6 protein-coding genes are annotated in these 13,334 nt (G+C 71.7%); 2 read left to right on the plus strand and 4 right to left on the minus strand.

Features of this window, described 5'->3' with window-relative positions; all coding sequences use genetic code 11:
* Positions 1-197 precede the first annotated feature (197 nt).
* Complete coding sequence (locus JEQ17_RS16100) at positions 198-1,262, plus strand: HAMP domain-containing sensor histidine kinase (RefSeq protein ID WP_200401516.1); 1,065 nt, start codon at positions 198-200, stop codon at positions 1,260-1,262.
* Positions 1,263-1,558: 296 nt separating this feature from the next.
* The gene (locus JEQ17_RS16105) at positions 1,559-5,359 is read left to right on the plus strand and encodes a multifunctional oxoglutarate decarboxylase/oxoglutarate dehydrogenase thiamine pyrophosphate-binding subunit/dihydrolipoyllysine-residue succinyltransferase subunit (protein ID WP_200395899.1); all 3,801 of its coding nucleotides are present in this window, start codon (positions 1,559-1,561) and stop codon (positions 5,357-5,359) included.
* A 115-nt stretch (positions 5,360-5,474) separates the two neighbouring features.
* Here JEQ17_RS16105 and fxsT read toward each other — a convergent pair whose 3' ends face one another.
* The 4 genes from fxsT to JEQ17_RS16125 form a co-directional block, all read right to left on the minus strand.
* Positions 5,475-8,477, minus strand: coding sequence for an FxSxx-COOH system tetratricopeptide repeat protein (fxsT, locus tag JEQ17_RS16110; RefSeq protein ID WP_200395900.1), 3,003 nt, complete (start codon positions 8,475-8,477; stop codon positions 5,475-5,477).
* 93 nt (positions 8,478-8,570) lie between these two features.
* Entirely contained in the window at positions 8,571-9,863 is a 1,293-nt protein-coding gene (locus JEQ17_RS16115; protein WP_200395901.1) for an aKG-HExxH-type peptide beta-hydroxylase, read from the minus strand.
* Complete coding sequence (locus tag JEQ17_RS16120; RefSeq protein WP_200402114.1) at positions 9,860-10,054, minus strand: hypothetical protein; 195 nt, start codon at positions 10,052-10,054, stop codon at positions 9,860-9,862. Before JEQ17_RS16120 ends, JEQ17_RS16115 begins: the two co-directional genes overlap by 4 nt.
* Before the next feature lie 144 nt (positions 10,055-10,198).
* Positions 10,199-13,333: an SAV_2336 N-terminal domain-related protein gene (locus JEQ17_RS16125; protein WP_200395902.1), complete on the minus strand. Its 3,135-nt coding sequence runs from the start codon at positions 13,331-13,333 to the stop codon at positions 10,199-10,201.
* Position 13,334 lies beyond the last annotated feature (1 nt).

Here is a 13,334-nt window from a genome sequence, read left to right on the forward strand (position 1 = left end):
CACCGCCCCGTACCGGTGGTGGTACCGGTATCAATTCCGGTACCGGTTCGGGCTCGGTGTCCGGACTGAGTCCGGCGCCCGATTCGAGTGCGGCGTCCGGAGCGGCGCCGGCTCCCGGGACGGCCCCCGCCTCCGCGATGACGTCGGCCGCCGGTACCGCTTCCGCGGTGGGATCGGCGACGGACACCTGGGGCGAGATGCGGCCCTTCTCGATCAAGACGAAGCTCGGCGCGCTGGTCGTCGTCTCGGTCTTCATCACCACCGGTCTGCTGATGATCGCGGTGCGCACCGAGACGGAGCTGCGCTTCATCACGGTCTTCTCGGTGATCGCGACGCTGCTGATCACCCAGTTCGTGGCGCACTCGCTGACCTCCCCGCTTGACGAGATGAACACCGTGGCGCGGGGCATCTCGCACGGCGACTACACCCGCCGGGTCAGGGGCGCCGACCGCCGCGACGAGCTGGGCGACCTGGCCCAGACGATCAACCGCATGGCCGACGACCTGGAGGCCCAGGAGCGTCAGCGCAAGGAGCTCGTGGCGAACGTCTCCCATGAGCTGCGCACCCCCATCGCCGGTCTGCGCGCGGTCCTGGAGAACGTGGTGGACGGTGTCTCCGCCGCCGACCCCGAGACGATGCGTACGGCTCTGAAGCAGACGGAGCGGCTGGGGCGGCTCGTGGAGACGCTCCTGGACCTCTCCCGCCTGGACAACGGCGTCGTACCGCTGCGCAAGCGCCGCTTCGAGGTGTGGCCGTACCTGTCCGGCGTACTGAAGGAGGCCAACATGGTGGCCTCCGCGCGCGCGGGCATCGCCTCGGGCTCCGGCAGTCACACGCGTACGGACGTCCATCTGCACCTGGACGTCTCGCCGCCCGAGCTGACCGCGCACGCGGACCCGGAGCGGATACACCAGGTCGTCGCCAACCTCATCGACAACGCGGTCAAGCACAGCCCGCCGCACGGCCGCGTCACGGTGAAGGCCAGGCGCGGCGAGGGACACGAGTCGCTGGACCTGGAGGTCCTGGACGAGGGTCCGGGCATCCCGCGCTCGGAGTGGCACCGGGTCTTCGAGCGGTTCAACCGCGGCGGCGTGGCCGCCCCGCACGGCCCCGGCAGCGACGGCGGTACGGGCCTCGGGCTCGCGATCGCCCGCTGGGCGGTGGATCTGCACGGCGGCCGGATCGGTGTGGCCGAATCCCCGCGTGGTTGCCGGATCCAGGTCACTCTTCCGGGAGTGCCTTCCCTTGACAGGTTGACGTAGGGTTCAAATCGAGAGCCCAAGATCCATGTGTGAAACGTGTGATCGGGCAGCAGGACACGTGTCATCGCGCGGTCCTCGTACGGAGGCTCGGCCTTTCGGGGCCGCAGTCCTGACCCGACGTGTCGGTTCCGCATCGGAACCTCGCTTGTTTCCCGCCATTTCCACCACCGAAACACGCTTTTCGATGTGACTTACGCGACGATGACCAGGCCCGGCCTGACCTACGCGGTCCGGGAGGCGTAGCCTTTATTCCCGCTGTCCATCACCTTGTGAAGCGGAAGAGGGCGGTTGCCGCCGTGTCGCCACAGTCCCCCAGTAACTCGAGCACCTCGACCGAGGACCAAGCCGGGAAGAACCCCGCTGCTGCGTTCGGTCCCAATGAGTGGCTCGTCGACGAGATCTATCAGCAGTACCTCCAGGACCCGAATTCGGTAGACCGAGCCTGGTGGGACTTCTTCGCCGACTACAAGCCGGGCGGCGTCGCCGCCTCGGCTCCGTCGGGTGCCGCGGCCGCGGGGGCCGCGGGTACCACCACGGTCCCGCCGGCCGCCCCTGCCGCACCCGCGGCTCCGGCTCAGGCCGCTCCGGCCCCGGCCGCACCCGCGGCGCCGCAGCCCGCGGCCGCCGCACCGGCGAAGCCTGCCGCCGCCGCTCCCGCAGCGGCTCCGGCGAAGCCCGCCGCGGCCAAGCCGGCCGCCGCCAAGGCCGCACCGGCGTCGGAGGCTCCCGCGGGCCCGGAGTACGTGACGCTGCGCGGACCGAGCGCCGCGGTCGCGAAGAACATGAACGCCTCGCTGGAGCTGCCCACGGCCACGTCCGTGCGCGCGGTCCCGGTGAAGCTGCTCTTCGACAACCGCATCGTCATCAACAACCACCTGAAGCGTGCCCGGGGCGGGAAGATCTCCTTCACCCACCTCATCGGCTACGCGATGGTGCAGGCCATCAAGGCCATGCCGTCCATGAACTACTCCTTCGTGGAGAAGGACGGCAAGCCGACCCTGGTCAAGCCGGAGCACATCAACTTCGGCCTCGCCATCGACCTGGTGAAGCCCAACGGCGACCGCCAGCTCGTCGTCGCGGGCATCAAGAAGGCCGAGACGCTGAACTTCTTCGAGTTCTGGCAGGCCTACGAGGACATCGTCCGCCGCGCCCGTGACGGCAAGCTGACGATGGACGACTTCACCGGTGTCACGGTCTCGCTGACCAACCCCGGCGGCCTCGGCACCGTCCACTCCGTCCCGCGTCTGATGCCCGGTCAGTCGGTCATCATGGGCGTCGGCTCGATGGACTACCCGGCGGAGTTCCAGGGCACGTCCCAGGACACCCTGAACAAGCTCGGCATCTCGAAGGTCATGACGCTCACGTCGACCTACGACCACCGGGTGATCCAGGGCGCCGCGTCGGGCGAGTTCCTGCGCATCGTCGCGAACTACCTCCTCGGCGAGAACGGCTTCTACGACGAGATCTTCGAGGCCCTGCGCATTCCGTACGAGCCGGTCCGCTGGCTCAAGGACATCGACGCCTCGCACGACGACGACGTCACGAAGGCCGCCCGCGTCTTCGAGCTGATCCACTCCTACCGGGTCCGCGGCCACGTCATGGCCGACACCGACCCGCTGGAGTACAAGCAGCGCAAGCACCCCGACCTGGACATCACCGAGCACGGGCTCACCCTGTGGGACCTGGAGCGCGAGTTCGCGGTCGGCGGTTTCGCCGGCAAGTCGATGATGAAGCTGCGCGACATCCTCGGTGTCCTGCGCGACTCGTACTGCCGCACCACCGGCGTCGAGTTCATGCACATCCAGGACCCGAAGCAGCGCAAGTGGATCCAGGACCGCATCGAGCGCTCCAACACCAAGCCGGAGCGCGAGGAGCAGCTGCGCATCCTGCGCCGGCTGAACGCCGCGGAGGCCTTCGAGACCTTCCTGCAGACGAAGTACGTCGGCCAGAAGCGGTTCTCCCTGGAGGGCGGCGAGTCCGTCATCCCGCTGCTCGACGCGGTGCTCGACAGCGCGGCGGAGTCCCGCCTCGACGAGGTCGTCATCGGCATGGCCCACCGCGGCCGCCTGAACGTCCTGGCGAACATCGTCGGCAAGTCGTACGCGCAGATCTTCCGGGAGTTCGAGGGCAACCTCGACCCGAAGTCGATGCACGGCTCCGGCGACGTGAAGTACCACCTGGGCGCCGAGGGCGTGTTCACCGGTCTGGACGGCGAGCAGATCAAGGTCTCGCTGGCCGCCAACCCCTCGCACCTGGAGGCGGTCGACCCGGTCCTGGAGGGTGTGGTCCGCGCCAAGCAGGACGTCATCAACAAGGGCGGCACGGACTTCACGGTCCTGCCGGTGGCTCTGCACGGCGACGCGGCCTTCGCGGGCCAAGGCGTGGTCGCGGAGACCCTGAACATGTCGCAGCTGCGGGGCTACCGCACCGGCGGCACGGTCCACGTGGTCATCAACAACCAGGTCGGCTTCACGGCGGCGCCCGAGTCCTCGCGCTCCTCCATGTACTCGACCGACGTGGCCCGCATGATCGAGGCCCCGATCTTCCACGTGAACGGCGACGACCCGGAGGCGGTGGTGCGCGTCGCGCGCCTGGCCTTCGAGTTCCGTCAGGCGTTCAACAAGGACGTGGTGATCGACCTCATCTGCTACCGCCGCCGCGGTCACAACGAGTCGGACAACCCGGCCTTCACCCAGCCGCTGATGTACGACCTGATCGACAAGAAGCGCTCGGTGCGCAAGCTCTACACCGAGTCGCTCATCGGTCGTGGCGACATCACGCTGGAAGAGGCCGAGCAGGCGCTGCAGGACTACCAGGGCCAGCTGGAGAAGGTCTTCACGGAGGTCCGTGAGGCGACCAACGCGCCGGCCGAGGCCCATGTCCCGGACGCGCAGCCCGAGTTCCCGGTGACCGTCACCACGGCGGTCTCCCAGGAGGTCGTCAAGCGGATCGCCGAGTCCCAGGTCAACATCCCCGAGCGCGTTACGGTCCACCCGCGTCTGCTGCCCCAGCTGCAGCGCCGCGCGGCCATGGTCGAGGACGGCACGATCGACTGGGGCATGGGCGAGACGCTGGCCATCGGCTCCCTGCTCCTTGAGGGCACCCCGGTGCGCCTCTCGGGCCAGGACTCCCGCCGCGGCACGTTCGGCCAGCGCCACGCGGTGCTGATCGACCGTGAGACGGGCGAGGACTTCACCCCGCTCCAGTACATGTCCGAGGACCAGGCCCGTTACAACATCTACGACTCGCTCCTGAGCGAGTACGCGGCGATGGGCTTCGAGTACGGCTACTCGCTCGCGAGGCCCGAGTCCCTGGTCATGTGGGAGGCGCAGTTCGGCGACTTCGTCAACGGCGCCCAGACGGTCGTGGACGAGTTCATCTCGTCGGCGGAGCAGAAGTGGGGCCAGACGAGCGGCGTCACGCTTCTCCTCCCCCACGGCTACGAGGGCCAGGGCCCGGACCACTCGTCCGCGCGTCCCGAGCGCTTCCTGCAGATCTGCGCGCAGAACAACATGACGGTCGCGATGCCGACCCTCCCGTCGAACTACTTCCACCTCCTGCGGTGGCAGGTGCACAACCCGCACCACAAGCCGCTGGTGGTCTTCACCCCGAAGTCGATGCTCCGCCTCAAGGCGGCCGCGTCGAAGGCGGAGGAGTTCACGACGGGCGGCTTCCGTCCGGTCATCGGCGACGCGTCCGTGGACCCGTCCGCGGTCCGCAAGGTCGTCTTCACCGCGGGCAAGGTCTACTACGACCTCGACGCGGAGCGCACCAAGCGCGGCTCGACGGACACGGCCATCATCCGCATCGAGCGCCTGTACCCGCTCCCGGGTGCCGAGCTCCAGGCGGAGATCGCCAAGTACCCGAACGCCGAGAAGTACCTGTGGGCCCAGGAGGAGCCGGCGAACCAGGGTGCCTGGCCGTTCATCGCGCTCAACCTGATCGACCACCTGGACCTGGCGGTCGGCGCGGACGTTCCCCACGGGGAGCGGCTGCGGCGGATCTCCCGTCCGGCGTCCTCTTCACCGGCCGTGGGCTCGGCGAAGCGGCACCAGGCCGAGCAGGAGCAGTTGGTGCGTGAGGTGTTCGAGGCCTGACGGCTTCGAACGCGTGGTTCAGTACGTACGCGAACAAGGGCCCGGCCCCGAGTCTCAGACTCGGGGCCGGGCCCTTTCGGCTGTCCGTCGACCGCTGGGCTTCTGGGCTCTGCCCTCAGCCGAGATAGGGCTCGAAGTCCCAGTAGGGCCGGGTGCGCTGGCGGGCCGAGATGGTGTGCGGGTGCTGGGCGCCCAGGGTGCGGGTGAGTGAGAGAAGACCGTCCTCCTCCAGCTTCCCCGCCTCCTCCTGCTCCCGTGCCGCACGCAGGTCCGCGGAGAGCGCCACCTGGCAGGAGAGGGTGAGCGGGTGCTCCTCCCCCAGCGAGTGCCGGGCCCGGCGCAGGGTGTCGCGGCTCAGCTCGACGGCGTCGGAGATACGGCCGTTGAAGTTGCGCGCGCTCGCGGCGTTCAGCGCACAGCCCAGCACCCAGGGGTGGTCGGGGCCGAGCGTGGCGGTGAGTCCGGCGAGCGCGGACTCGAACATCGACATGGCCTCGGCACGTTCGCCCGCGGCCTGCATGACGAGACCGGTGTTGGTGAGCATGCCGGTCGCGACGGGGTGCGCGGGGCCGAGGAGGGCCCGGTAGCCGGCCTCCGCCTCCGCGATCAGATCGCGTGCCTGGCTCAGGTCGCCGTGCTCCCGCAGGAAGTTGCCGTAGTTCGTGAGGAAGGAGAGCGTGCGGTAGTGCTCCCGGCCGTGCAGCTGGACCAGCTGTTCCAGGAGACTGGCCATGGAGGGGCCCACGTCCTGGGTGTAGCCGCCCTCGCGACGGCGGCACAGGGCCAGCTGGACGCGTGCCTCCAGGGTCTGCGGATGCAGTGGACCGAGCACCTGCACATGGAGCCGGACGACAGGCTCCTGGCGGGACAGCGCGTCGCGGTAGCGCCCGAGGAGCCGCAGGTCGTGAACGACCGCGCTGCCCGAGTTGAGCGTGCTGATGTGCCGGGCGCGCAGCACGCTCTCCCGCAGTGAGAGCGTCTCCAGGTCCAGTTCGTACGCTTCCGCGTAGCGGCCGAGGAGACGCAGGCCGACGCCGAGGTTGTGCCGGGCGATCAGGGTGGCGGCCTCGTTCGGGCCGAGCAGGCGGCCGTTGCCGTCGAGCACCTCCCGCTGCAGCCCGTGTGCCTCCTCGTACCGCCCGAGGTGACGCAGGCTGTTGGCCATGGCGCTCTTGGTGCGCAGTTCCCCGAGCTCGTGGCGCTGCGAGTCTGCCTGCAGCCTCTCCAGGACGCCCTTGTCGAGTTCGTACGCGTCCCGGAACCGGCCGCTGGCCCGCAGGATGTTGCTCTCCTGGGTGGTCAGGTCGAGCATGGGCCGGGCGAGCGGCTCCAGATTCCGGGACCAGCGGTCACGGATCTGCTGCGCGAGTTCCAGACCGCCCTTGTACTCCCCGCTGCGGAAGCAGTACCGCAGGCAGTTCAGGACCGCTCCCTGGACGCGTGACCGGGTGCTGTCCAGCGCGCCGGAGGGTTCCAGGTGCGGGAGCAGTTCGGCGTATCGCGGCCAGTTCCTGGTGTCCACGGGGTTGCCGGGGTCGGCCTCCGCGAGGAGGCTGCGGACGGCCTTGCGGTGGGTGGTGCGGCTCTCCTCGCTGGTCAGCTTGGAGACGATGTCGTGCACCAGCCGGTGCATGTGCACGGACTCCTGGTGCGGGCCCATCTCCGCGCCCGCGGGGCCGCGGGTCTCGCGGGTGAGCACCGAGTAGTTGACGAGCGTGTCCAGGGCCCGGGTCCAGGCGGGCAGGTCGCTGGACATCCACCGCAGTTCCTCGGGGAGTTCCGCCTGCGGATAGGCGCGGATGAGGCCGAGCGGGATGCGTCCGGGTGCGAAGGACGTACTCAGGCTGAGGACGTCGATGGCCTGCGGCTGCGAGCGGCGGAGCCGGTTGAGCAGTATCGACCAGGACGTCATGGACGACTGGGGGAAGCCCTCGCCCGTGGTGGGTTCGTCGACGGTCGTGAGCTTGCGCTCGCGCACCATACGCAGGTATTCGGGAACCTCCATTCCTGACTCACCGAGCCAGGAGGCGGCCTGTACGAGCGGCAGGGGTACGTCGCCGAACTCGACGGCGACCTCGTCGGCCTGGTCCGCGGTGATGTGCGGGGCCCGGCGCATCAGATAGGCGGTGGACTCCGCGCGCAGGAAGGCGGGGATCTCCAGGACCTCCGTGTGCTCGCTCCAGCCGCGGTTGCGGGAGGTCACCAGGACATGTCCCGGGCCCTGCGGGAGCAGTACGTCGATGCCCTCGGTGTCGTCCCAGCCGTCGAAGATCAGCAGCCAGCGGGAGTGCGGGTCTCCGCGACGCAGGGCGTCCTGCACGGCTCGGATGCGCTCGCCGGGCTCGCTGCCGCTGCGCAGGTCGAGTTCCACGGCGAGTTCGCCGAAGCGGTCGCGCTGGATGTTGCGGTCGTCGGAGTTGATCCACCAGACCATGTCGTAGTCGGGGCTGAAGCGGTGGGCGTACTCGGCGGCGAGCTGGGTCTTGCCGATGCCGGACATGCCGAGCAGGGTGCAGGCGGCGGCGCCTCGCTCCGCGTCGGAAAGACGCTGGTGGAGGTCGGTGAGCAGGTCGTCCCGGCCGGTGAACCGCGGGTTGCGGCGCGGGATCTCGCCCCAGATCTCGGCACGGGTCTCGGGGTAGCGGAGTTTGGTGGGGAGTGTCCTCGGGGTGCGGCGGCGCTCCAGGCCGAGCCTGCTCAGCAGGCGTTCCTCCGCGCCCTCCTCGCTGAGGCCCCACAGACTGGCCGGTTCGAGGACCGCGGTGGCGGGCAGCAGCGGCCGGTTGGTGAGGTTGACGGCGGCGAAGCGGTCGGCGTGAGCGGCGACGAAACCGCGCAGGGCGTCGTTCCACTCACCCGCGGGGCGCGGGCCCAGCTCGAAGAACCAGTCGTTGAGAACGAGCAGTACGCGCCCGCTGGACAGCAGGAGGTCGCCGAGCGAGTCCTCCAGCGGGACCTCGCGGGGCGGGTCCCAGCGCTGCTGGGTGGCGCGGTGGCCGTGCCGCTCCAGGCACTGGGCGATCCATGCCGCCCACGAACGGTGGTACCCGGGGAAGACCACGAGGAAATGCTCGGGTGCCGCCGCACTGTCACGGCCCGTCCCCCGTTGTTCCGCCATCACACGCTCCCTGCTCCCACGTCCGTCACGCCTGCCCGCCGGATGCGAACGCTCATCCGCCCGCACACGACGCAACTGATCTTGCACCCAGTGTCACCCAGGATTTCGGGTCGCCACGCCGAGACTCTCGTGGTGCCTGCTCATCTCCTGGACGAACTCCCTTCCGGCAAAGGTCAGTTCATCGGATTCGAGGAGAATGGACAAGGCTTCCCCGACCTGTTCCCGGTACGTCTCGAACTGCTGCGTGGCCTTGCGCCGCCAGGCGTCGGGGGTGGTCGGCCCGGCCCGTGCCCGCCACCAGAGGTCGGTGAGCGCCAGATGCGCGTACGCCCCTTGGAGCACGCCCGACAGGGGGCGCGGGTCGGGCCGCCACGCCACGCGGTGCAGGGTGCCGCCGCCCGGTCGGTACAGGGGCTCGAACTCGTGCAGGGCGGCCAGCTTGGTGTGGTGGGACTCGTGCACCAGGGACTCCGCCAGTTCCCTCGCGTCTGCGGGCAGTTGGGACAGCACGGCGCCCGGGGCGGACCGGAGGGTGGCGCTCATCGTGGTGCCTCCGTCGCCCACCAGCGGCATGAGCGGGACCACGGCACGCAGCACCGCGCCCGTCTCCGCCCCGCGCCCGGCGTCGGTCGCCGACAGGAGCGCCTGCGCCTCACCCCACGACCGGGCCCACAGCCGGTGGGCGGAGTGCGGGCGCCGGGCCGCCGGCAGGGCCTTGGGACCGATCCCGCGCCGCGGCACCCGGTAGGGGTCGAGGTCGTCGAGGACGACCGTGGTGCCGGGCAGGGTGCGCAGGGCGGCCCAGCCGGTCCCGCTGCCGACCGGACGCCGTGTGCCGGGATCCGCCCGGGCCAGGGGGCGGGTCAGCACCACATCGCTAGCGCCGGCACCGTCCGTGAGGCGTACCAGTCCTGCTCCGCCGCTCAGCCGGACGCTGCCCGACGGGCAGTACAGCGCGCCGAGTCCGGGCAGTACCAAGGTGCCCGACGGCTGGGTGAGCGTCCCGTCGACCTGGCAGCCCGCGCGGACGGCGGCGGCGACGGCCACGCCGCCCAGGTGCGCCAGATGTCTCTCGAAGACAGGGCCTTCGGGCGCGGCGAGCGTCTCGGTGAGCCAGGCGCCGGTCATCGGGTAGTCGACGACGTCACGGACGGCGGCGGGGTCCGTCCGCTCCGCCCGCTCCAGCAGTACCCAGTCCCGCTCGAAGCTCCGGCGCACCTCGGGTGCCAGCCCGGCCCGGCGCTGTTCGACCAGGACGAGGAGGGATTTGAGAAGCAGCATGCGACGCGCGTGGAGTACGGCACCCAGTGCCGCGGTGGCCGCAGGGTGGGGCCTGGTCCGCGCGAGTTCCGTGAAGACCTCGAAGGGGACGGCTGCCAGGGTCATCCCCGGTCTTCCTCGCCGGGTAAGGCGCCAGTGACCGGAAACGTATGCTTCTCGCCCTCGCCGCCCACGTACCAGACCTGTCCGAACTCGCGGGAACTCTTCAGCACTTGATCGACAGCCGCGATGAGCCCCGGATCATCCATGGCACGCAATGTCCGCAGGTCGACGTCGGTGAGGTCGGGCAGGGCCACCGTCCGTCCGGTGTCCCGGCCAGGGTCGGCCGCCCGATTCCTCTGCTCCCCCACCCTCGGCTCCTCCCTGCCGACGCCCGCCCCGCACGGCCGCAACGGCTGCCCAGTTCTTCCCGACGCTTGGGAATCAGAAACCCTTACCGATCAACTCCGGTCATGCTCCGCGTGGTTGAGCCGCTCCTCGGACCAGGGGTACCAGGGCGGCGAGGCGCGGCTCCACTCGTCGTCCGGCAGTGGCCGCCGCCCGCTCGGCGGAGCCTGTCGCGCGGCGAGTTCCTCCGCCGCCGCGCGGGTCGACTCGACGTCGTCCCAGTCGACTTCGGTGAGCACTCCGACGAGCCGCTGCCACTGGTCGCGGGCCGCCCGGTAGGCCTCGCCCGCCGCGACGGGGCGTCCCATGAGGGCGAGGACCGCGGCGCGGCCGTGCAGCGCGCGGGCGGCCGTCACCGAGCCGGGGTCGTCGCCGTGGGCCCGGTGGGCCTCGCGCCGCGCGGCCTCGTACGCCTGGAGCGCGTCGGCCAGGACGGGCGCCCCGGCGCGGTGCCACAGTTCCAGGCGCACCCGCCCCAACTGGAGCCAGGACTCGGCCTGTACGCCGTCGCCGGCGGCGGACCGGACCGCCTGGCCCAGCAGGTGCCGGCTCTCGTACAGGTCGGGCAGGAAGCCCAGATGCCGGAACCGCTGTGCGAGCGCGCTCCCGATGAGCCCCTGGAGTCTGCCGCGCTGGGCGGACCGGGCGGGCAGGGCCTTGAGTGCCTCCCGCAGGACGTTCTCGGCCCGGTCGACGATGCCGGCGCCGTCCGGCCGGGAGGCGCGCCGGAGCAGTGACTCGCCCCAGACGGTGAGGAGTTCGCAGCGCCGGACACTGTCCGGCGGGGCGAGCATGGCTGCCGTCTCGTACGCCTCGTCGGCCGCCGGGTGGTCGCCCGCGGCGTCGTGGAATGCGGCCCGGGCGGCCAGGCAGGACAGGCGCAGGGCCGGGTCGTCGGCCGCGGCGCGTTCGGCGCGCACGAGGGCGTCGTGGGCCTCGGATCCGTCGGTCCCGGCGGCGTGCAGGGCGCGGGCGAGATCCAGCAGGGCCGGGCCGCGTACGGCGTCGGGGGCGCCCTCGCTGTCCAACAGGCCGCATCCTTCGCGGAGTTCGGGGACCGCCTCGCCGGGCCGGTCCAGGTCGAGCAGCAGTCGTCCGCGGCGCAGCAGCCGCGCCCGGCGCAGGGGTGCGGGCCAGGGGCCGTCCGGGTCCGGCGGGACGTCGGGGCCGCCGAGAACGCCGAGTGCGGCGGTGAGGTGTGCGGTGTCCGCGGTGAGGCGCCACAACTCGTGCCGGGACGCGGCGAGTTCCAGTGCGGCCTCGCCGCGATGGGGGCTGTCCGCCGGTGCCGTGCGGTGTGCGTGGGTGAACTCGGCGACGGCGGCGTTCAGGAGTTCCACGCGGCGGTCGCCGGTGCGCGCGGCCGCGGTGCCGGCCTCCGCCCGCAGGATCCGGCCGAGGAGCAGATGGGCACGTACGGCGTCGGGGAGGCCGGTGCCACCCTGGCGTACGGCCGCTTCGGCCTGTTCCTTCGCGCGGCGCAAGACGGTCGGGTCGGCCAGGGCCTGCCACTGGCCGAGGAGCCGCTCGGCCTCGGCGAGGGGTACGGGCGTCTCCAGGTCGGGCAGGTAGAAGCGCAGGACCCGGGCGGGGATGCGGGCGAAGAGTTCGGCCTCCACATCGCCCTGGTCGTCCTGGGGTCCCTCGCCGTCGGTGACGCCGGTAGCTGTGACGGTCGTGGCGTGGTCGGCGAGGCGGGCGGCGGCGAACGCGGCGAAGTTGCGGGTGCCCTTGCCGAAGTGGCGTTCCACGTAGGCGGAGCAGTGTTTGAGGACGAGTCCGGCCGTGTCCTGGTCGAGCGAGCCGAGGAGCAGGTCCTGGACGCGGCCCGGGTAGACGAAGCACGGCTGGCGTTCGGTGCCGGGCAGTTGCCTGAGGAGGCCGCCCAGGAGGACCTCGGCCAGTTCCATGGGCCCGGTGTCCGGGAGCATGGCCCGCTGGACGAGTTGCATGACGGGCAGGGTGAGCGGGGCCGCGGCGAGGTACACGGCCAGGCGGACCGCGCCGGGCGAGGCGCCGGCGCGGAAGGCGCGCAGGAGTTCGTCGTCGCCGCGTGGGGCGGGGGGCTGCGCGGGCACGTTCTCCGCCGGGGCGGGGGCGGGGGTGGTCCAGGCGGCCCAGGCCCGTTCGCTGGTGGGGCCGGTGCCGGACAGGAGGCGGGAGAAGGCCTCGAAGGCCTCGGGGGTCGGCTGGAGCACCGGCACGGGGCGGGCTCCGGCGGCGGGCTCGTCCCAGGGTTCCTCGTCGGGCAGGAACGTGGTGCGTCCGCCGGTCTCCGCCTGCCTGACCAGCAGGCCCGGTTCGGCGGGCAGTGCGGTGCGGCCCCAGAGCCGGGGCGGCAGCGGCTGGACGACGGCGAGCGGCGAGGTGCGGGGCCAGCCGTGCAGGAGCCGCTGGGCGCTGCCGTTCTGCCACAGGGGGCCCACGCAGTCGCTGATCACGAGGGTGAGCCAGCGGCCCGTGGGGTCGTGGAACTCGTCGGCCGAGCGCAGCCGGGTGTGGTGGCTCGGCCCGGCGGTGGTGCCGATGAGCGGGATGCCGCCGTCGCCCGCGTACAGATGGTGGACCCGGACGCTGCCGAAGGCGCCGGACTGCTGGCAGGCCTGGCGCAGTTCCTCGACCAGCTGCCCCCAGACGGCCATCGCCGGGCCGGTGTCCATCAGGAGCTGGATGTCGCAGCGCCGGCGGCGGCCCGGGCGGCGGACGGGCACCAGGACTCCGCTGGCGGCCGCGTGGTCGGCGGTCGCCTCCTCGTCGATCGCTCCGTCCCGGGGCGGGGCGGCGGGCCCCCGGTAGCGGCCCAGGGCGCGCAGCGCCTGTTCGAGGCCCAGCAGGCCCGGCAGCGCGGTGGCCGCCGGGGCGCGCACCGGGAAGACCTGCCGGGCGCCGTCGGTCCCCGGACCTGCACCGCCGCCCGTCGTGTGCAGGGGGACGGCGCCGAGCGAGGTGTCCGTGCCGGGTTCCCGGCCGGTCCCGGGGGTGTGCTCCGCCGGTGAGCGGATCGTCGGCCCCGTCCCGCTCTCCGGCGGGGCCGACGGGTCGGCCGGCCCCCGGTCCTGCCCGGCGCGGGGCTGCGCCGGGTCGAGCCACCGGGACAGCCAGACGGCGTCGGCCACCTCTTCGGCGGTGGGGTCGAGACCGCCCCGGCGCAGCCGGCCGATCAGGTCCTCCAGATGCATCCCGTGCATC

It is taken from the genome of Streptomyces liliifuscus, from assembly GCF_016598615.1.
Classification (GTDB): Bacteria; Actinomycetota; Actinomycetes; order Streptomycetales; family Streptomycetaceae; genus Streptomyces; species Streptomyces liliifuscus.